The sequence below is a fragment of the Agrobacterium vitis genome, from assembly GCF_013337045.2.
Lineage (GTDB): Bacteria > Pseudomonadota > Alphaproteobacteria > Rhizobiales > Rhizobiaceae > Allorhizobium > Allorhizobium vitis_B.
In genome coordinates this window covers 82,935-102,013 of record NZ_CP118262.1, presented here as the reverse complement: position 1 = coordinate 102,013, position 19,079 = coordinate 82,935, and the positions used below count along the sequence as shown (strand labels likewise).

Here is a 19,079-nt window from a genome sequence, read left to right as displayed (position 1 = left end):
GGTCGCGCTTCAGCGTGAACTCACACGCATCGACGGCGAAGCCTTCGCCACCGACAAGGCCCTCTTCGATGCAACGCCTGACCGTCGTCTCAAACAGCTCGCGCAGCAAGTCACTATCGCGGAAGCGGCCATGCCGGTTCTTGGAGAAAGTTGAATGATCCGGGACATCGCCTTCAAGCCCGAGCCCGCAAAACCAGCGATAGGCGAGGTTCAGATGTACCTCCTCACATAGCCGACGCTCTGACCGAATGCCGAAGCAGTAACCAACGATCAGCATGCGGATCATCAGTTCTGGATCAATCGAGGGCCGCCCGATCTCGCTGTAGAAAGGGCGTAAGTGAGTCCGAAGGCCAGACAGATCGACGAAGCGGTCGATAGACCGAAGAAGATGGTTCGCCGGGACGTGCCGCTCGATGCTGAACCCGTAAAACAGCGCTTCCTGCGCTACCGTCCGCTCGCCCATCATCGGCACATCCTCCTAAATCCCTACAAGGAGTGAATCAGAACTTCGCACCGACAGCAACGCCGACTTTTTCAACAGTATCGGCGCAATCCGGCCATGAACTTTGCAGTTTCGAGACGACCTTTGGGGCTCTTGGTCAATGTAGGAAGACCTGCACAAGGTTCAGCTTTCCCGGACTAGGGCGTTACACGACGCGGGAATGTTGAACAGGATGCTGCATCAGCTCTATGGTGATACCATCCGGGCCAGAGATGTACGCGACCATTGTTCCGCGTCGGGGTCCGGCCGGTATTGGCTGCGGCGAACCCTTCACTGCCCACCCTGCCCTCTCAACCCGCGCAATCGCCGTGCGAATATCTGTAACCGTGAAGGCAATGTGCGCGGCGCCGATCGCACCAGCGCTATGGGGTGTCTGGCCCAGCGTACGGCCTGTCGAATATTCGAGCAGCTCGATAGGGTAGCCATTTGGAGCCGTCACCAGCGCCATTCGGCAGCGCGGATCGTCAACCCCCGTGGCGTCCCGTAGGAACTCCCCACCCATCTCTCCTCGGCGAGCAAGGTCGAAACCCATCGCCTCAGTCCAGAACTGGATCGCCTCCTCCAACGAGGCGACCGAGAATCCCGTGTGGTCCACAGCTATCACGCCGGCATCTTCGGCCATTTTTAATCCTCACATATCTACCAGTTACGTCTGCCCGATCTAACGACGGCTCAATAGCCTTACTATCTTACTTTCGTCTCTCGACATCGTTGCGAGCAAAACTTCACGTTGTCCCAGGTCTTTTCCCACTTTTTTCTCCATGAGAACGACCTGCTACAGACCGGACAGATCTTAGTAGGCAGGTCCGATTTCTCACGACGCTTCGGCATCCGTTACTCCAGACTGTTTCCATCGATGACGAGACTTTGCCGTAAAAAGCGAACTCAAGCCGACGGTAACGTCCGTGCGGTTAGCTTGTTTCCGTCTGGATCACGGAGATAGGCGACGAATGAGCCATTCGCGCGTTCTGACGGCGGTGTCTCGATCGACTTCCCTCCGTGGCTTGTCCCCGCGTCGTGCCATGCTTTCACATGGGCAGGGCTCGGAGCGACAAGACCGATCGTTCCACCGTTGGCGACCGTCGCGGGTTTTCCATCAATCGGCGTGGTCACCATTAGTCTGCTTGCGCCATATACGTAGACAATCCTCCCTCTGGCGTCGATTTCACCGGGTCCGCCGCCAAGGGCATGGAAGGTGGCGTCGTAGAAAGCTTTCGATCTCTCCAGATCATTGCTGCCGATCATCACGTGCGTAAACATCGTACGAATCCTATGCTGTTTGGGATATGCGAAGCCCGAATTTAACAGCAAACCAGCAGCGCGTCTCCTCGGATACGGGAAGAAGCCCGAGCCCTTGAAGCAGCGCGAAACTTCACCCTGATAACATAACCCAGCAATCTACTGGAAATTCCTGCTTTTGATCTTGAGACTGTCGATGTGAAGATCAGGAATGAAGATGTCGCGCACCTTGTTGGGCTTCGGACGATCCCTCGCATCTCCTCCTCCGGGAGACCCATGTCCGAACTCGTCTCCTCTGCCGCTGGGGTTCCGGAATTCGGCGTCGCGGTCCGACAAAGATGAGAGATCGCTAGATAGGTCATAGAGCTGCCGCGCAATGAGGTGAACCACCTCTCCTTCCCTCTGGATCTTGCCCTGGATCGCCATCATCGATGCACCGAGCATGACGCGTCGCCGCTTCTCAAATGGGCTAGGCCAGACGACGATGTTCGCAAGCCCGGTCTCGTCCTCGATGGTGATGAACATCACGCCCTTTGCGCTGCCAGGCTTCTGCCGAACAAGAACCAACCCGGCAAGCCGAGACGGAGCACGGGCAGCGTCATCTGCGGGTCGAATTTTCTTCTTATGCGCCGGCTGGGGCGTGTTCTGATCTACGACATCATCATCAGCACAGCTAATTTGGATTGTTTGTAAGGGATCTTATGCTTGCGAAAGTTCTCAACTCCCACGTTGAGCCATAAAGCTGGAAACCTCCTCTTCGAAGAACTTCGAGAAGGATGCAATTCGCGGCGGCAGCGCTTGATAGGGTGGATAGTAAAGCGTCAACCACAGGTCCGGTGGCGTCCAGCCCTGTAAAATATGGACGAGTTTTCCTGAATGCACATGTGCCGCAACATGAAACGTTGGAAGCAACGCCACGCCAGCGCCCTCTACCGCCATTCTCGCCAGCACCTCGCCACTATTGGCGCTGAACGCTCTGCCCGCTGAGATGATGGCGCTTCTGCTACCGTCAGAAAGCACCCAGTTTTCCCGCCTGCTCTGCCCGCTATAGGCAAGGCAATCATCCGGCGTCAATTCGCTTGGCTGCTGCATATCGGCAAATCGGCTGCCCGGAGCCGCAACGAGAATGCGCTTCACCACACTGATTTTTCGCCAGATCGTGAACTTGTCCGAGGGTGCTGCCGAGATACGGATCGCCAGATCGAAATCGTCATCGATGATGTTGACCAGACCATCACCGAGGGACACTTCGAAGCTAATCTTTGGGTAACGTTCGCGGAACCCGGACAGGATACGCGGCAGGACCTGCTGGCCGAACCATGTGGGCGCACTGATCCGCAGGCGGCCATGGTCGGTCTTGTGGGTGTCCATCACGTCTTTTCGGGCGTTCTCCAACGCCTCGAACGCGGGCTGTATCTGCGCCGCATAGATTGCCCCGTCGGTCGTCAGAGATACCTGCCGGGTCGTGCGGACAAAGAGCTGGACGCCGAGATCGTCCTCCAGCGCTGCAATCGCACGCGTCACGGCCGCTGGCGTCATATCCAGTTCCCGTGCGACCTGCGCGAAGTTGCGCTTTTCCGCAGCCATCAAAAAGATTCGCAGCGCCTTGTAGTCGTTCATCGATTATTTCATCCAGCGCAATTCATTGACGATTATTATTGCAATTCTGCCACGTGATCAACTGGCTTAGATTTCAAATCACACCAGACAACGAACTCATAAAAGGAAGGCCAGCAGCGCGATGTCACTTTCAGACAATCGGTCGGCATAACCTTCAAGACTTAACGCCTCCCCTCCTCCATTCCCTTAGTCAACACATCAAAGGAAAGACGACAATGTCCAACAAGCTTCAGGTTCTCACGCCCCAGAACAGCCAGATCATCTTCATCGACCAGCAGCCACAGATGGCCTTCGGCGTGCAATCCATAGACAGACAGGTTTTGAAGAACAATGTCGTTGGCCTTGCTAAGGCGGCCAAGATTTTCAACATTCCCACCACAGTCACCACCGTTGAGACAGACAGCTTCTCGGGCAACACGTTCCCGGAATTGCTTGCAGTCGTACCAGACAATGACATTCTCGAACGTACCTCGATGAATTCCTGGGACGACCAGAACGTTCGTGATGCGCTTGCCAAGAATGCTGCTGATGGTCGCAAGAAGATCGTCGTCGCCGGTCTGTGGACCGAAGTCTGCAACACGACCTTCGCGCTCTCCTGCATGAACGACACGGATTATGAAGTCTACATGGTTGCCGATGCCTCCGGCGGCACCTCTGCGGATGCGCATAAATATGCGATGGATCGCATGGTTCAGGCCGGTGTGGTTCCCGTCACCTGGCAGCAGGTTCTTCTGGAATGGCAGCGCGATTGGGCGCGCAAGGAAACCTACGATGCCGTCACAACCTTGGTCAAAGAGCATTCCGGCGCTTACGGCATGGGCATTGATTACGCTGTGACGCACGTCCACGGCGGTGCCGAGCGCGTCAGCCACGGCAAGCGCATCGGCCCCAACCCTGCCGCCATCTGATTTGAAGCTGCCCCGCCTGAATTGTCGGGCGGGGCGATCATTTTGGAAAAGGAACGTATCGATGAAAATCTACCTGCTCTCGCTTACCGTCGGCCTTCTCGTCGGAGTTATTTACGGCCTTCTCAATGTCCGCTCACCCGCGCCGCCGGTCATCGCTCTCATCGGTCTTCTTGGCATTCTCGTTGGCGAACAGATCGTGCCGCTGGCAAAGACAATCTGGAACAAGGAGCCTGCGGCGGTCTCGTGGCTCAACCACGTCAAGCCGCACATGTTCGGCCATATGCCCAAGGGCGGGCAGACCTCTGTCGATCTTGCCGCCTCCAGACAAGACGCTCCCGAAGGTAAAGGCTGATCACGACGCGCCGCACATTCCTTGGTGCCGCTTCCAGCCTCGCTTTGTCCAATCTCTTCTCCCCGGCCAAAGCCGCGGATCCTATCAAGACCGGAGCAGACACCATGCATCCCGATATTATCCTTCACAATGGCCGCGTTACGACACTCGACCGCGCCAACCCCAGCGCAACGGCCATTGCCATCAAAGACGGTCTGTTTAACGAAGTGGGCAGCGATGGCGATGTCATGGCGCTTGCCGGAATAGATACCGAGACCATCGATCTCAAGGGCAGACGCGTCCTTCCGGGTTTAATCGACAACCACACGCACGTCGTGCGCGGCGGGTTGAACTTCAACATGGAACTGCGCTGGGATGGCGTCCGCTCGCTGGCCGATGCCATGGATATGCTGAAGCGGCAGGTGGCAAACACCCCTGCCCCGCAATGGGTGCGCGTCGTTGGCGGTTTTACCGAACATCAGTTTGCGGAAAAGCGTCTGCCGACAATCGAGGAAATCAATGCGATTGCGCCGGATACGCCGGTGTTCCTGCTGCACCTTTATGACCGGGCGCTTCTCAATGGTGCCGCCCTTCGCGCCGTTGGTTACACGAGAGATACGCCCAACCCGCCGGGCGGTGAGATCACCCGCGACCTCAACGGAAATCCGACAGGGCTGCTGCTTGCCAAGCCAAATGCGGGCATTCTCTATTCCACGCTTGCCAAGGGTCCGAAGCTGCCGCTGGACTATCAGGTCAATTCCACGCGCCATTTCATGCGGGAGCTGAACCGGCTGGGCATTACTGGCGTCATCGACGCGGGCGGTGGTTTCCAGAATTATCCGGATGATTACGAAGTCATCCAGAAGCTTTCCGACGAAAACCAAATGACGGTTCGTTTGGCCTATAATCTCTTCACGCAAAAGCCGACGGAAGAGAAAGAGGATTTTCTCAAATGGACACGGTCGGTCAAATACAAGCAGGGCAACGATTACTTCCGCCACAATGGCGCAGGCGAAATGCTGGTCTTTTCCGCAGCCGATTTCGAGGACTTCCGTCAGCCGAGGCCTGAAATGGCCCCGGAAATGGAGGGCGAGCTGGAAGAGGTGGTGCGGGTTCTGGCCGAAAACCGCTGGCCATGGCGCCTGCACGCCACCTATGACGAAACCATCACGCGCGCGCTGGATGTCTTCGAAAAGGTCAATAAGGACATTCCGCTTGAGGGCCTGAACTGGTTCTTCGACCATGCGGAGACGATTTCGGATCGCTCCATCGACCGTATCGCAGCGCTTGGCGGCGGCATCGCCACCCAGCATCGCATGGCCTATCAAGGCGAATATTTCGTAGAGCGTTACGGACACGGCGTTGCCGAAGCAACGCCTCCCATTCGCAAAATGCTGGACAAGGGCGTTCATGTCTCCGCCGGTACAGATGCGACCCGTGTTGCCTCCTATAATCCGTGGGTGTCGCTGTCGTGGATGGTGACCGGCAAGACCGTTGGCGGCATGCAGCTTTATCCGCGTGCAAACTGCCTGGACCGTGAAACGGCGCTGCGCATGTGGACGGAAAAGGTCACATGGTTTTCCAATGAGGAAGGTAAGAAGGGACGCATTGAAAAGGGCCAGTTCGCTGACCTTGTCGTGCCGGACAAAGACTTCTTCTCCTGCGCCGAAGATGAAATCTCGCTCCTGACATCGGACCTCACCATGGTCGGAGGCAAGATCGTCTATGGTTCCGGTGATTTCAAGGCGCTGGATGTAAACGACGTTCCGCCCGCAATGCCGGACTGGTCTCCCGTTCGAAAGTTCGGTGGTTACGCCGCCTGGGGCGAGCCGGAAGGTGCCGGTCAGAGGTCGCTGCGCCGGACTGCCATAACCTCCTGCGGCTGCGCCAGTGATTGCGGTGTTCACGGCCATGACCATGCAGGTGCATGGACGTCGAAACTGCCGATTGCTGATCTCAAGGGCTTCTTCGGGGCGCTGGGTTGCTCGTGCTGGGCGGTGTGATCGTTCCTGCTTTGGCGAACGGGCCTTACCGCCCGTTCGCTCTCATAGTTGCGAAAAATGCAATTAAATCGAAACTATTGATGCAATTGTTGGCAGCAATGTTTCGGCGCAAGATCACTCCATCGCAAGACGACAGCCCGTCAAACCGGGCCAACCTGCAGGAGCAGCCATGACCCACCAAACACAGACCACCAACCAACTGAAAACAGGTTTGGCGGGCATCATCGCAACGCCAGCAGTCCGCACCGTTGCGCTGCTAGCGCTCTGCGCCGCCTATATTCAGGGTCCGCTGACCAAGATCTTCGATTTCAACGGCGCCATAGCCGAGATGGACCATTTTGGTCTGCATCCAGCCGCCGTCTTTGCAGTCGTCGTCATCATTTTCGAGCTGACAGCCTCTGCCATGGTGATCTCAGGCGTTCTGCGCTGGGCAGGAGCATTGGCACTTGCGGGCTTCACGCTGATGGCCACATTCATCGCGCTTCGGTTCTGGGAAATGGCTCCCGGCATGGACCGCATGATGGCCACCAACGCTTTCTTCGAACATCTTGGCCTTGCCGGTGCATTCGTCTTCGTCGCCGCCTTCGATCTCACCAAAGGAGCGAAGTGATGACCGCTCGCACATCCACGGGTGGGAGCTTTGCCCCACTTCGTCAGCCTGTCTTTGCGGTCCTTTGGGCGGCAACGGTTCTGGGTAACACCGGCAGCTTCATGCGCGATGTCGCCAGTTCCTGGTTGATGACCGATCTCTCCGCCGCGCCCGCAGCCGTCGCCCTTGTTCAGGCCGCTGGAACGCTGCCAATCTTCCTACTGGCAATCCCGGCAGGCGTGCTCTCGGATATTCTTGATCGCCGCAAGTTCCTGATCGCCATCCAGCTTCTGCTTGCCAGCGTCAGCATATCGCTAATGACACTATCCTATGTCGGCATGCTCTCAGTCAGCGCGTTGATCGGCCTGACATTTCTGGGCGGGATAGGCGCAGCACTGATGGGGCCGACATGGCAGGCCATCGTCCCGGAACTGGTGCCGCGTGAAGATGTGAAAGGCGCGGTTGCGCTGAACTCACTCGGCATCAACATTGCCCGGTCCATCGGACCTGCGGCGGGTGGTCTGCTGCTTGCGGCTTTCGGGGCTGCTGTCACCTATGGCGCCGATGTTGCCAGCTATATCCTCGTCATAGCAGCGCTAATCTGGTGGCCACGTGCCAAAAATGCGGACGACGCTTTGTCCGAAGGTTTCTTAGGCGCGTTCCGCTCGGGCCTGCGATATACCCGCGCCAGCAAACCGCTGCACGTCGTGCTATTGCGCGCCGCTATTTTCTTCGCCTTTGCCAGTGCAGTCTGGGCACTGCTGCCCCTCGTCGCCCGCCAGCTTCTCGGCGGCGATGCCAGCTTCTACGGCCTTCTGCTCGGCTCGGTCGGCGCGGGTGCCATTGGCGGCGCGCTGGTGATGCCGAAACTGCGCGAACGTTTTGACTCCAACGGCCTGCTTTTAGGTTCTGCCATCGTGACGGCCGTCGTCATGGGCATCCTCTCACTGGCCCCGCCGCAATGGCTGGCCATCGTCATCCTCCTGTTTCTCGGCGCATCCTGGATCACGGCGTTGACGACCCTGAACGGTGCTGCACAGGCCGTTCTGCCCAACTGGGTCAGAGGCCGGGGACTTGCGGTTTATCTTACCGTCTTCAACGGCGCGATGACGGCGGGCAGCCTTGGATGGGGTGCCGTCGGTGAAGCCGTGGGCGTCTCGTCAACGCTGCTTATCGGAGCGGCCGGACTGATGGTTGCGGGCTTCATCATGCACCGCGTCAAGCTTCCCGCAGGCGATGCGGATCTGGTTTCGTCCAATCACTGGCCTGAGCCGCTGGTGGCCGAGCCTGTCGCGCATGATCGCGGTCCCGTTCTGATCCTGATCGACTACCATGTCGAGAAGCACAACCGCACCAAGTTCCTGAATGCGCTCGATGAAATGTCATCCGAACGACGTCGCGATGGTGCCTATGGTTGGGGTGTTACCGAGGACTCCGCCGACCCCGAGAAGATAACCGAATGGTTCATGGTGGAATCCTGGGCAGAACATTTGCGCCAACACAAGCGCGTGTCCAATGCGGATGCGGATGTCCAGAGGAAGGTCATCGCATTCCATACCGGTCCGGAAAAGCCCGTGGTTCGGCACCTTCTGACAATTAACAAACCGGGCATAACAACGTGACGGCATTATTGCAATTATCGAAATTTATTCGAGACTTTTATTGCAATTGTTAGTCGTTCGTTTTCGGCGCATTTTCTCCACATAGACAAACGCACTGCACACGAGACCACTTCGAACCAAAAGGGAGCCATCATGGCTAACCACAATTTTACTCTGAGCCGCCGTGATGCACTTCTTGTCGGCGCGGCAATGACTGCGGGAGTGCTGCTTCCAACCCGCCCGGTCCATGCTGCACCGGCTGCCACAAACCCAAATCCAACCACAGGAGACACGACAATGGGCTTCGTTAAAACCACAGACGGCACCGACATATTCTACAAGGACTGGGGTTCGAAGGACGCACAGCCAATCGTATTCCATCACGGCTGGCCTTTGTCTTCCGATGACTGGGACGCACAGATGCTGTTCTTCCTCGCCAACGGTTACCGCGTGGTTGCCCACGACCGTCGCGGTCATGGTCGCTCGGCGCAGGTCTCCGATGGCCATGACATGGACCATTACGCCGCGGATGCGTTTGCCGTTGTCGAAGCACTGGATTTGAAGAACGCAGGTCACATAGGTCACTCGACAGGTGGCGGTGAAGTTGCACGCTATGTCGCGAAGCACGGCCAGCCTGCCGGTCGCGTTGCAAAGGCCGTATTGGTGTCCGCCGTGCCGCCGTTGATGCTAAAGACAGAAGCGAACCCAGAAGGCCTGCCGAGGGAAGTCTTCGACGGTTTCCGGTCAGCCACCGCTGCCAACCGCGCTCAGTTCTTCCGCGACGTTCCTGCCGGACCTTTCTACGGCTTCAACCGCGAAGGCGCGACCGTTCATGAAGGCGTGATCCAGAATTGGTGGCGTCAGGGCATGATGGGCAGCGCGAAGGCCCATTATGATGGCATCAAGGCCTTTTCGGAAACCGACCAGACGGAAGACCTGAAAGCGATCACCGTGCCAACCCTGGTTCTCCACGGCGAAGACGACCAGATCGTGCCAATCGCGGATGCGGCTCACAAAGCCATCAAGCTGCTGAAGAATGGTACGATCAAGACCTATCCCGGCTTCTCGCATGGCATGCTAACCGTCAACGCGGACATCTTGAACGCCGACCTGCTGGCCTTCATCAAGGCTTGATCCAACTCGACACGGTGCCGACGGTCAAGTGTCGTCGGCGTCAACCGCACCGCTTAGTGACGATCGCGCGAGCGCCACTCGTCCGGCGTAACGCCCACGGAATGCGTAAAACTTTCGACAAAGCTCGTCTGGTTCCTAAAGCCACAGGTTTCCGCAACCTGATCGATACTCTCGCCGGTCTTGGTTAGGTAGGCCTTCGCCCGGGCAATCCGGCTTGCCAATAGCCATTCGCCAATGGACTGTCCGGTCGTCTCTTCAAAGCCGGAGCAGAGCTCTTCTATCGAAAAGCCGCTGGCCACGGAAATATCCTCAAGGCCGATATTGCGGGAAAGATTGGTGTTAATATAGGTTTTGATTCGCTCTTCCTGCATGGAGTTGAGCTGCCCGGACGCCGAAAGGTGTTGGGAGGGAGACCGGCCATATTTATGGGCAAGATGCGCGATGAAGGCGAGACCGATGTGGGGAACGAGCGTGTCCCTTACCTCATCCGGCATGTCGAACAGGGGCATGAGGGCTGCGCCCATATTGCTGATCACCTGGTCATGCAGACCGCGACAGGTCAGAAAGTCATCGACCCGCGGCTCGCCTGCCTCCTCGGTGAGTTCGGCAAGATGCGCGACGGGAACGTGGAAGGCAAGCACATCCAGTCGGCCATTAATTGAAATCGCCGCCCCCTGTTTCAAACTGACAAGACAGATCGAGGCCTTGGGATAGATCTTGATCGGCTCCAAACGCTCTTCCGACACGATATCGGAATGCTCTGCATCTTCCAGATAGAGCATGACGAGAAATGCGTTGTCCGGCTCCAGAATTACACGGCTGTTTCCGTGTTCATAACACCGCTGAATATGCACGACAGTGAGCTGGGCATCCCGTAATGGCCGAATGACCAATGCCCTTGCCGCTTTGACACCAAAGCTCGCCGCAATTTTTTCACTGACCGCCAACCATTCACTCACATTCGTATCGCTCTTGCATAAACTGCGTTGCGGGCCTGATTGCGGATCATCTATCGAAGTTTCCTACACATTATTTGTCATGCTATCTTGTATAAAAGCATTCTTGTAGAGTGGTTATAGTTCGTAAACTGAATGCAATACGGAACCCATTAGAACCCTCCAACCAGAACCATTGTTGCAAAAAAGGAAGGTGGTTTTCATGAGTGCCGGTTCAGAATGTAAAGGCCTCCCCACCTCCGGAAAAACATCCGACAAGTTTGGCTGCACTCTGACGCAGTTGTCGATCAACCAAAGCTTTTCATCTTCGAACATCGATATTTTTCGCAAAGCGACACAGTCAACCGCGCTTGATCAGGTGAAGACACCGGCCAGCGATCAGGGGTTTGTGGTCGGGGTATCATTGCTCGCCGGTCACCAGCGGCGGATCTTTCACGGAAACCATGCAACCAGCCATGATTTTTCCGAGAATGCGATATATATCCGCGACCTCTCCAACAATTATAAAGCAGATCTCAGCACGCCTTTCGATTTTATGCTGTTTCAGATTTCGCCCTCTTCCCTTGCAAAGATAGCAGAAGATGCGGATGTGAGTGGCCTAACCCTGCTGACGACGGAAACTGCATCCAAAGACATCGTCCTTGCCAACCTAGCACGCGCTATCCTCCCCGCGCTGCAACGCCCTGAAGAAGCAAATGCCTTGTTCGTCGACCAGATGACGACGGCCATCGGCACCTATCTGGTTCAGCGGTACGGTGGAAAGACCGTTCCTGCCATCAGCAAGGCGCCGACATTGTCGCGCGCGCATCTGGAAATGGCAAAATCGATCCTTCTCGAACATCTCGAAGGTGAAGTGTCAATTGCCGACGTGGCAGAAGCCTGCAACCTGTCACGCGGCTATTTCATTCGCGCCTTCCGGGAAGCGACGGGCATGACACCTTATCAGTGGCTCCTGACCAAACGCATTGATCGCGCCCGGCACATGATCAGAACCTCAAATGCCCCTCTCGCCGAGATCGCGGTAGCTTGCGGATTCGCAGATCAGAGCCACTTCACACGCGTTTTTTCTGCCATTGTCGGGACCACTCCTGGGACATGGCGACGGAACGTATGACCTACTCCTCGACAACGTTTCGGCCGGTTAGTTCAACGGTGGCATTTTTTGTGTTTTTAGCTTGCACAGCCGAGGCAGTTCAGGCTCATGCATCGTCGATGCCGATCGATACGATGTGCTTGAAATCTGCAGCGGATATCGGACGCACTGCCGCCTGTACCCTGCCGGAAATGCGGCCCTCTTCATTCAGCACGCCTCTTTCTATGATACCGAACACCGGCTGAGGTCTTCCGCAAGAAACTACTCGCGCAGATGCGATATGCCAGATAGCTTGAAAGCCACACAAGTCGCACTTCGGCGTGAACTCACACTATCGGGTAGCAGGTTCGGGCTCATGCCGCTAAATATCGCGAAAATGTTAGAGCGATGCTATCCCCTGGGAAGTTGCAGAACAGTTTGCCTGGAGATGTAACCGAATACATAGGTGCCATATCAATAACTTACCTGACAAAATAGGGCGCCAGTGCGTTAGTCGTCAATTATCACTTTATCACGCGACTGTTACACTATAAAATTCATCGTGTATTCGGTTCGGGACACAGAAGCTTTCGCATTTTCCTTATATCCGGCCGATTAGAAGGAACTGGCTTAATCCACGAGAGGAGACAGACATGACGAATGCCTTGCCGCCACTTTACAACGGACATGCGCCGATCACCCTTCAGCAATTGTTCCGCGAAGCGCTTTATGCCTTTGAAGAATGGGACACAGGACTGACAGAACCGCTCGTCACTTTTGAGGGTCGGATCACCCCTATCAGTCTCGTTTTTGAAGCAATGCGCGAATGCGATGACATAGTGCCAATGAACATTTCCACGGCGATCATCGAACGACTAACCAAGCCGTGGGAAGGCGAAGGGCCGCTTGATCAGATGAGTTTCTCGACCGCCGCTCGCATCATGCGGGTCCTAGTGCGTAAACGCCTTCTGGCCGATGGTGCTGCTGAGATTGTCACCATTTCCAGGCTGACGGCCGAACGTACGCCGTCTGAATGATATCTGCGGGATCGCGTATGAACGGCGCGATCCCGCGCTCTAAGCTAAACGGGCGTTGGTGCAGGGATCAAATTCAACATTTTTCATCTATGCGACCGGGATCGAAAATAGCAAGATTGATCCCGGATGCCGCACAAACATAACGCTTCCCGCCGCCATCACATCGGTAAAATGAAGTTCGAAGTGATAAACTGGCAAGAGTATGAGGCGGCCTTCGCCGCCGTGGCAGTTTAACTCTTTGGATAACGCCAGAGGCGCTGGCAGGCTGGGCGGCCCCACGACGCAAGACGCGCGGTGGCCAGCCTCTCTATTCGGATCTGGCGATCGAAACGACGCTGATGCTTGGCATGGTGTTTGGGCTGCTGTTATGCCAGAGCGAAGGGCTTTTGAGTTCGGCGCTTGATATGATGGAATTGGATTTGCCTGTGCCCGATCACACCACGCTGAGCAGGAGGGCCAGAACCTGGAAGCCATCGGCAGAAGCAACGACCGTCAGCCTGTGGCAAGTGGCTCGCTTCATGTTCTGGTCGACAGCACCGGGCTCAATGTCTATGGCACGGGCCAATGGCTGGAAGAAAAGCATGGGGCAAAGTCCCGGCGCAGCTGGCGCAAACTCCACTTGGCTGTTGACGCGGACAGTGGCGAGATCATTGCTCATAGTCTGACAGATCAGGAGGTCGGCGATGCCTCGCAGCTTGAGCCATTGCTGGATCAGATCGATGATGGGATCGGCCAATTCACTGCCGATGGAGCCTATGATGGCTATCCAACTTACGACGCAATTCTGCGTCACAGCGCAGGCGCGAGGGTCATCATTCCACCGCGCTCAAACGCGGTTGAACGACCCAGCGCCCTGGCGTCCTGCCAGAGAGACGACCACATCGCATGCATCCAGATCGATGGCCGGTTGAAATGGCAGGCATCTACCGGCTATGGGAAACGGGCGCTGATCGAAACCGCGATGAGTCGATACAAGGGTGTGATCGGACCCCGTTTGCGCGCCCGTTCATTCCGTTCTCAGCAGACAGAGGCTGCGATCGGTGTCGCTATTCTTAACCGAATGCTCACCTGCGGACGCCCGAAATCCGCTCAACGCCAAGCCTCGACGGGAGCAACCAAATAAGCGGCCCATCAAAGACTGAATGATCACCTGTCGCTGAACGCTGCACCAACGCCATGCGAAGGGGCAAACAAAGAACGTTGGCGAGAGGGGTCAATTACGCAACGCCTGCTGTAAGGCAGGCAGCGATGGACGCCGCCGCGTTCGTTGCGTTATATTGTGCCTAGAGAGTATCGATCACCCCACCATCGACACGTACGGAGGCTCCTGTCGTGGCCGACGCAAGCGGCGACGCCAAATAGGTCACAAGATTCGCGACCTCTTCGACACTTGCCGCTCTCTGGATGATTGAAGTGCTGCGATGCTGTTTGACGAACGCCGCAGCCAGATCCTCAATCGGTAGGCCGGTCTTTTGCTGTTCACCCGCAAGCATGGCCTGGACGCCCTCGGACAGCGTAGGGCCTGGAAGGACCGAGTTGACGGTGACGCCAGTTCCGGCCATCCGCTTCGCCAGACCCCGGGCAACGGCGATGTCGGCGGTCTTGCTGACGCCATAGTGGATCATCTCGACCGGGATGTTGAAGCCGGACTCCGACGCGAGGAAGATCACGCGTCCCCAGTTCAGCTTTTGCATGCCGGGCAGATATGCCCGAGACATTCTGACGGCGGACATGACGTTGACCTGCCAGTGCCGGTCCCAAACCTCGTCGTCCGCGTCAAAGAAGTCGATAGGCTGGAAGATGCCGGCATTGTTGATCAGGATGTCCGCATGGGGAACCTTGGCGACGAGTGCCTTGCATCCCTCTGCTGTTGACAGGTCGGCGGCCACCCCAGTCATACTTCCGGTGATCCCCTCGCCTTTGAGCCGTTCTACGGCCCTTGCGGTCTTGTCTTCGGACCGGCCGTTGATGATCGTGTCCGCGCCGGCCTTCGCAAGTTGTCGGGCGATTGCGTAGCCAATGCCCTCGGTCGATCCCGTCACCAAGGCCGTCTTTCCGGTAAGATCAATCTGCATTTTATCTGCTCCCTGAATTCAATGGCCTTCAATTGTGAAAAGTATATCTGCGAAACCGGGGACGGTCTCCTCCCGGTTCCCTGACGGCTCTTGCGTCCGAACTGGACCTGACAGCTCGGCAGTTCGCACAGGCCTTTCGAAACACAACGGGCAGCGCACCTGACAGATGGATGCGCCATCAACGGGTTGAAAAGGCGAAGATGCTGCTCCGCACGACTGCCCTTCCGATTTCGCAGATCGCGACAGCATGCGGATTCGTCAGTTCAGAACATTTCTCGCGCATTTTCGCATCAACCGTGGGCGTCGCTCCGGCCATCTCGCGAAAACATATTCTGAATTGAAGCTAGCGCCGAACAGCGATGGGCCAAGTCCTACCGATCAACTCTGCCGGGAATTCTGACCGGGGTATTCTGGGTCTTGAACCTTCGGCCCGGGAGTGTTAGGCTGAAGAATTTTGCTGAGCCGATTATCCCCTTGGCGGTTGATGCCAATAGCCAATTGTTTAAGGGCACCGTCGCATTACGCATCCGTCAGCAGCGCGATGGCCTCATAGGGCCTTAGAACCAGCTCAGCCTCGATTTCATCGACGGGGTCATAGTTCCAGATGAGGCGCTTACCCCTGGCGACAAGCTCCGTTGGCATGGTGAGGCGGACCTCGCTGGGCCTGAAACTGGCGACGACGATAAGTCGGACCTGCGCAAGCCTGCGGGTATAGACGAAGACATCCGGGTGCTGGTCGAGCCAGGACTGGTAATCCCCATAGACGATGACCGGATGTGCTTTGCGAAGTGCGATGAGCTTGCGGTAATGGTTCCATATCGAAGCATCGTCGGTCATCGCCGTCTCGGCGTTGACGGTGGCGTAATTGGGGTTTACTTCGATCCACGGCGTTCCGGAGGAAAAACCACCATGCGGTGCGGCGCTCCACTGCATCGGCGTGCGCGCGTTGTCGCGCCCGCTTTCGTTGGCACCTCGGATGAACTCTTCAGGTGACAATCCGGCCTCCATTTGCAGCCGATGCATGTTCAATGTCTCGATGTCGCGATACTGGTCGATCGACGTGAAAGGCATGTTCGTCATGCCGATCTCCTCGCCCTGATAGACGAAGGGCGTTCCCTTCAACAGGTGCAGCACCGTCGCCAGCATCTTTGCGGATTGGCTGTGGTGGCCGGTCGCATCGCCGTAACGGGAAACAGCGCGGGGAAGGTCGTGATTGCCCCAGAACAGCGCGTTCCAGCCGTCCCTTGCCAGCGCCAGCTGCCACTTGCCAAACACCCTCTTCAGGCCCGCGAGGTCGAACGGCTTCGGGCGCCATTTGCCGTAGACCGCATCCCATTGCTGGGTCACATGTTCGAACTGAAAGACCATGGACAGTTCCTTGCGGTCGCGCCCGGAATAAAGAAGGGCAGATCCCGGCGTGGCGCTCCACGTCTCGCCCACCGTCAGGACGTCACGGCCGCCGAGGGTGCTGGCATTCATTTCCTGGAGATAGTCGTGCAGGTGTGGTCCGTCCGTGATCACCTGCCGGTCGACCTGCTTGCCGATATAATCGATAACGTCCATGCGGAAACCGGCAATTCCTCGATCCAGCCACCAGTTCATCATCTCGTAAATTTCGGCGCGGACCTTCGGGTTCTCCCAGTTGAGATCGGGCTGCCGACGCGAGAACAGGTGCAGATAATATTCGCCGGTCGTCGGGTCCAGCGTCCAGGCCGGCCCGCCGAATGAGGATTGCAGATCATTGGGCGGCCCGCCGTCATCGGCCGGCTTGCGCCAGATGTAGAAATCGCGGAACGAGTTGTCGGTAGCCTGGCGCGACTGCTGAAACCACGGATGTTCATCCGATGTGTGATTGACCACAAAATCGAGAATGATGCCGATCCCCCGCGCTCTTGCTTCGGACACTAGCCGATCGAAATCGTCAAGCGTGCCGAATTCCGGCGCGACCGCGCGATAGTCCGAAATATCGTAGCCGTTGTCGTCCATCGGCGACTGGTAGATGGGAGAGAGCCAGATGATGTCTATGCCCAGCCGCTGCAGGTAATCCAGCCGGGAAGTGATGCCGGGGATGTCTCCCATGCCGTCGCCATCCGAGTCGCAAAAGCTGCGCGGGTAGACCTGGTACACGGTCGCGGTGTGCCACCACTTGATATCGGGAACCGGATTGTCGGGAGCAACTACAGGCATTGCGGATCTCGCTGATTTGAGTCGGCTGGCGGAATGACGGACGGCAAGAGACGCCGCTTCGCCTATCGGGCAACGGGTGGAGCAAAGCCGAGGTTCCGGTGCGGGATCAGATGTCGCTTCTCTTGAGCAGGTAATCGAGCCCGCCGGCGCGGTACCAGCGATAACCGAATGGCTCGATCACCATGTTATGCCGGCCTTTCTCGTCCGCGCTGCTGTCGCTGCCGTCGGCGATGTCGATCAGGACGCGTCCACTCTCACCTACGCCGGGATCGAACGAGATATCGACTGGCTTGTCGTGGAGATTGTGGATGATGACGACGGCATTGTTGCGCCAATCGTAGCGCATCGCCAGGACACCGGTATCGCCGCAGTCCAGAACGCTGAAACTTCCCCATCCGATTTCAGGGGCTTCCTTTCGCATGCGGATCATCCGCTCGGTCCAGTTCAGCATCGATTCCGCGTCCCGCCGCTGTGCCGCGACATTGACATGTTCGAACCCATAGGGACCTCCTTCGATAACGGGCAAGACGGGTTTTTCCGCCTTGGTGAAGCCGCCATGCGGCTCGGTCGACCATTGCATAGGCGTGCGGGCGCAGTTGCGCTCCTCCAATGCTAGGTCGTCTCCCATGCCGATCTCGTCACCATATCGCAGGACCGGGGTGCCCGGCAGCGAATACATCAGGCTATAAGCAAGCTTGAGACGCCTGGTATCGCCGCCCAGCATCGGCGCTAGGCGACGCCGTATCCCCCGATCATAGAGCTGCATGTCCTTGTCTGGACCGAAGGCGGAAAACACGGCTTGCCGCTGTTTTTCCGTCAGCCGGCCAAGATCAAGTTCGTCGTGGTTGCGCAGGAATATTCCCCATTGCCCCGTTTGCGGTCGCTCCCGGGTCTCGTTCATCGCCTTGGCAAGGGGCCGGGTATCGGCGCTAGCGAGCGCGTAGAACAGAGCCTGGTTGACGTGGAAATTGAACATCATCTGCATACGATCGCCGTCGTCGCCGAAATACTGCAGGTTCTCCTTGGGCACGACATTGGCCTCCGCAAGGATGATGCTGTCACCCTTGCGCCACTGCAGGAACTCGCGGAAACTGCGCAACAGATCGAACTGCGGCTTCGATTCCTTCACATCTGCACCCTTTTCGGCGATCACGAAGGGAACGGCGTCCATGCGAAAACCCGATACGCCGAGCTGTATCCAGAAACCCATGATCTTGAGGATTTCCGCCTGGACATGTGGATTGCCGGTGTTGAGATCCGGCTGGAATTTGAAGAAACGGTGAAAATAGTATTCGCCGGACTTTTCGTCCCGTGTCCATGTGGTCTTTTGTACACCAGGAAAGACCATGCCCTCGTCGGCATTTTCCGGCTTCTTCTCAGACCATACGTACCAGTCCCTGTATCGGGAGTTCTTGTCGGCGCAGGCCTGTTTGAACCAGGGATGCTGATCGGACGTATGATTGACGACGAGGTCGATCAGCACCCGTATACCGCGTTGCTTTGCGCTATGGGTGAATTCGACGAAGTCGCCGAGGGTGCCGTATCTGGGATCGATGTTGTAATAGTCGGAGACATCGTAGCCGTCATCGACACCCGGAGAGGCCTGAAACGGCATCAGCCAGATGGCATTGACGCCCAGACCGGCCAGATAATCCAACCGCCGTTGCAGCCCCTGAAAATCGCCCACTCCATCGCCGTTGGCATCCATGAAGGTCTCGACGGACAGGCAGTAGACGACAGCGTTCTTGTACCAGAGGTCGTTGATCAAGCTGCTTTCCTTTCCGGTAATAAAGCCCAGGCGCTCAGCGCGACGATAATTCGTGCA

17 protein-coding genes and 4 pseudogenes are annotated in these 19,079 nt (G+C 57.0%); 10 read left to right on the top strand and 11 right to left on the bottom strand.

Annotation, left to right across the window (positions count from 1 at the left end; all coding sequences use genetic code 11):
• Nucleotides 1-25: 25 nt before the first annotated feature.
• The 6 genes and pseudogenes from G6L01_RS26305 to G6L01_RS26280 all read right to left on the bottom strand — a co-directional run.
• Nucleotides 26-466 (bottom strand): annotated as a pseudogene (locus tag G6L01_RS26305) (transposase); the annotation flags it as partial.
• Nucleotides 467-647: 181 nt separating this feature from the next.
• Nucleotides 648-1,124 carry a VOC family protein gene (locus tag G6L01_RS26300; protein WP_174096620.1) on the bottom strand — a complete coding sequence of 159 codons (477 nt, stop codon included), beginning with the start codon at nt 1,122-1,124 and terminating at the stop codon, nt 648-650.
• Nucleotides 1,125-1,186: 62 nt separating this feature from the next.
• Complete coding sequence (locus G6L01_RS26295; RefSeq protein ID WP_156545318.1) at nt 1,187-1,333, bottom strand: DUF2256 domain-containing protein; 147 nt, start codon at nt 1,331-1,333, stop codon at nt 1,187-1,189.
• A 54-nt stretch (nt 1,334-1,387) separates the two neighbouring features.
• A complete protein-coding gene (locus tag G6L01_RS26290) occupies nt 1,388-1,762 on the bottom strand; it encodes a VOC family protein (protein ID WP_174096619.1) in 375 nt (124 codons plus the stop codon).
• Between the two features lie 138 nt (nt 1,763-1,900).
• Nucleotides 1,901-2,314: pseudogene (locus G6L01_RS26285) on the bottom strand (OB-fold nucleic acid binding domain-containing protein); the annotation flags it as partial.
• 144 nt (nt 2,315-2,458) lie between these two features.
• Entirely contained in the window at nt 2,459-3,361 is a 903-nt protein-coding gene (locus tag G6L01_RS26280; protein WP_174096618.1) for a LysR family transcriptional regulator, read from the bottom strand.
• Between the two features lie 215 nt (nt 3,362-3,576).
• On the opposite strand from G6L01_RS26280, the gene G6L01_RS26275 reads away from it, so the two are divergent.
• The 6 genes from G6L01_RS26275 to G6L01_RS26250 all read left to right on the top strand — a co-directional run bounded on the left by G6L01_RS26275 (nt 3,577) and on the right by G6L01_RS26250 (nt 9,927).
• On the top strand, nt 3,577-4,269 hold the full coding sequence (locus G6L01_RS26275) for a hydrolase (RefSeq protein ID WP_156545321.1): 693 nt from the start codon (nt 3,577-3,579) through the stop codon (nt 4,267-4,269).
• 61 nt (nt 4,270-4,330) lie between these two features.
• The gene (locus G6L01_RS26270) at nt 4,331-4,621 is read left to right on the top strand and encodes a XapX domain-containing protein (RefSeq protein WP_156545322.1); all 291 of its coding nucleotides are present in this window, start codon (nt 4,331-4,333) and stop codon (nt 4,619-4,621) included.
• Nucleotides 4,621-6,603 (top strand): amidohydrolase, encoded by a 1,983-nt coding sequence (locus tag G6L01_RS26265; protein WP_174096650.1) that lies wholly within the window; start codon nt 4,621-4,623, stop codon nt 6,601-6,603. Before G6L01_RS26270 ends, G6L01_RS26265 begins: the two co-directional genes overlap by 1 nt.
• A 169-nt stretch (nt 6,604-6,772) precedes the next feature.
• Nucleotides 6,773-7,213: a DoxX family protein gene (locus G6L01_RS26260; protein WP_156545324.1), complete on the top strand. Its 441-nt coding sequence runs from the start codon at nt 6,773-6,775 to the stop codon at nt 7,211-7,213.
• Nucleotides 7,213-8,814: an MFS transporter gene (locus tag G6L01_RS26255; RefSeq protein ID WP_156545325.1), complete on the top strand. Its 1,602-nt coding sequence runs from the start codon at nt 7,213-7,215 to the stop codon at nt 8,812-8,814. The genes G6L01_RS26260 and G6L01_RS26255 overlap by 1 nt, the downstream gene beginning before the upstream one ends.
• Nucleotides 8,815-9,090: 276 nt before the next feature.
• Nucleotides 9,091-9,927: an alpha/beta fold hydrolase gene (locus G6L01_RS26250; protein ID WP_070167329.1), complete on the top strand. Its 837-nt coding sequence runs from the start codon at nt 9,091-9,093 to the stop codon at nt 9,925-9,927.
• Between the two features lie 53 nt (nt 9,928-9,980).
• On the opposite strand, the gene G6L01_RS26245 is transcribed toward G6L01_RS26250, so the two are convergent.
• Nucleotides 9,981-10,886, bottom strand: a complete 906-nt coding sequence (locus G6L01_RS26245) for a helix-turn-helix transcriptional regulator (RefSeq protein WP_234614281.1) — start codon at nt 10,884-10,886, stop codon at nt 9,981-9,983.
• Between the two features lie 277 nt (nt 10,887-11,163).
• On the opposite strand from G6L01_RS26245, the gene G6L01_RS26240 reads away from it, so the two are divergent.
• Entirely contained in the window at nt 11,164-11,997 is an 834-nt protein-coding gene (locus G6L01_RS26240) for a helix-turn-helix domain-containing protein (protein ID WP_070167335.1), read from the top strand.
• 69 nt (nt 11,998-12,066) lie between these two features.
• Here the strand turns inward: G6L01_RS26240 and G6L01_RS26235 are convergent.
• Nucleotides 12,067-12,208: pseudogene (locus G6L01_RS26235) on the bottom strand (HNH endonuclease); the annotation flags it as partial.
• Nucleotides 12,209-12,608: 400 nt separating this feature from the next.
• Here G6L01_RS26235 and G6L01_RS26230 point away from each other — a divergent pair.
• Complete coding sequence (locus G6L01_RS26230; RefSeq protein ID WP_070167328.1) at nt 12,609-12,992, top strand: BRA0787 family protein; 384 nt, start codon at nt 12,609-12,611, stop codon at nt 12,990-12,992.
• A gap of 126 nt (nt 12,993-13,118) precedes the next feature.
• Nucleotides 13,119-14,115, top strand: a pseudogene (locus G6L01_RS26225) (IS5 family transposase).
• 160 nt (nt 14,116-14,275) lie between these two features.
• On the opposite strand, the gene G6L01_RS26220 reads toward G6L01_RS26225, so the two are convergent.
• Nucleotides 14,276-15,067 carry an SDR family NAD(P)-dependent oxidoreductase gene (locus tag G6L01_RS26220; RefSeq protein WP_070167327.1) on the bottom strand — a complete coding sequence of 264 codons (792 nt, stop codon included), beginning with the start codon at nt 15,065-15,067 and terminating at the stop codon, nt 14,276-14,278.
• Between the two features lie 47 nt (nt 15,068-15,114).
• Here G6L01_RS26220 and G6L01_RS28210 point away from each other — a divergent pair, with 47 nt between their 5' ends.
• Nucleotides 15,115-15,408, top strand: a complete 294-nt coding sequence (locus G6L01_RS28210; protein WP_081344234.1) for a helix-turn-helix domain-containing protein — start codon at nt 15,115-15,117, stop codon at nt 15,406-15,408.
• A 178-nt stretch (nt 15,409-15,586) separates the two neighbouring features.
• On the opposite strand, the gene G6L01_RS26215 is transcribed toward G6L01_RS28210, so the two are convergent.
• Nucleotides 15,587-17,254, bottom strand: a complete 1,668-nt coding sequence (locus G6L01_RS26215) for a glycoside hydrolase family 13 protein (protein ID WP_070167326.1) — start codon at nt 17,252-17,254, stop codon at nt 15,587-15,589.
• A 106-nt stretch (nt 17,255-17,360) separates the two neighbouring features.
• Nucleotides 17,361-19,022 carry an alpha-amylase family protein gene (locus tag G6L01_RS26210; protein WP_070167325.1) on the bottom strand — a complete coding sequence of 554 codons (1,662 nt, stop codon included), beginning with the start codon at nt 19,020-19,022 and terminating at the stop codon, nt 17,361-17,363.
• Nucleotides 19,023-19,079 lie beyond the last annotated feature (57 nt).

Coding starts and splice junctions, on each gene's coding strand:
- G6L01_RS26270 (WP_156545322.1), top strand. CDS start 4,331: ATGAAAATCTACCTGCTCTCGCTTACCGTCGGCCTTCTCGTCGGAGTT.
- G6L01_RS26255 (WP_156545325.1), top strand. CDS start 7,213: ATGACCGCTCGCACATCCACGGGTGGGAGCTTTGCCCCACTTCGTCAG.
- G6L01_RS26290 (WP_174096619.1), bottom strand. CDS start 1,762: ATGTTTACGCACGTGATGATCGGCAGCAATGATCTGGAGAGATCGAAA.
- G6L01_RS26250 (WP_070167329.1), top strand. CDS start 9,091: ATGGGCTTCGTTAAAACCACAGACGGCACCGACATATTCTACAAGGAC.
- G6L01_RS26300 (WP_174096620.1), bottom strand. CDS start 1,124: ATGGCCGAAGATGCCGGCGTGATAGCTGTGGACCACACGGGATTCTCG.
- G6L01_RS26230 (WP_070167328.1), top strand. CDS start 12,609: ATGACGAATGCCTTGCCGCCACTTTACAACGGACATGCGCCGATCACC.
- G6L01_RS26280 (WP_174096618.1), bottom strand. CDS start 3,361: ATGAACGACTACAAGGCGCTGCGAATCTTTTTGATGGCTGCGGAAAAG.
- G6L01_RS26215 (WP_070167326.1), bottom strand. CDS start 17,254: ATGCCTGTAGTTGCTCCCGACAATCCGGTTCCCGATATCAAGTGGTGG.
- G6L01_RS26295 (WP_156545318.1), bottom strand. CDS start 1,333: ATGCCGAAGCGTCGTGAGAAATCGGACCTGCCTACTAAGATCTGTCCG.
- G6L01_RS26220 (WP_070167327.1), bottom strand. CDS start 15,067: ATGCAGATTGATCTTACCGGAAAGACGGCCTTGGTGACGGGATCGACC.
- G6L01_RS26260 (WP_156545324.1), top strand. CDS start 6,773: ATGACCCACCAAACACAGACCACCAACCAACTGAAAACAGGTTTGGCG.
- G6L01_RS26275 (WP_156545321.1), top strand. CDS start 3,577: ATGTCCAACAAGCTTCAGGTTCTCACGCCCCAGAACAGCCAGATCATC.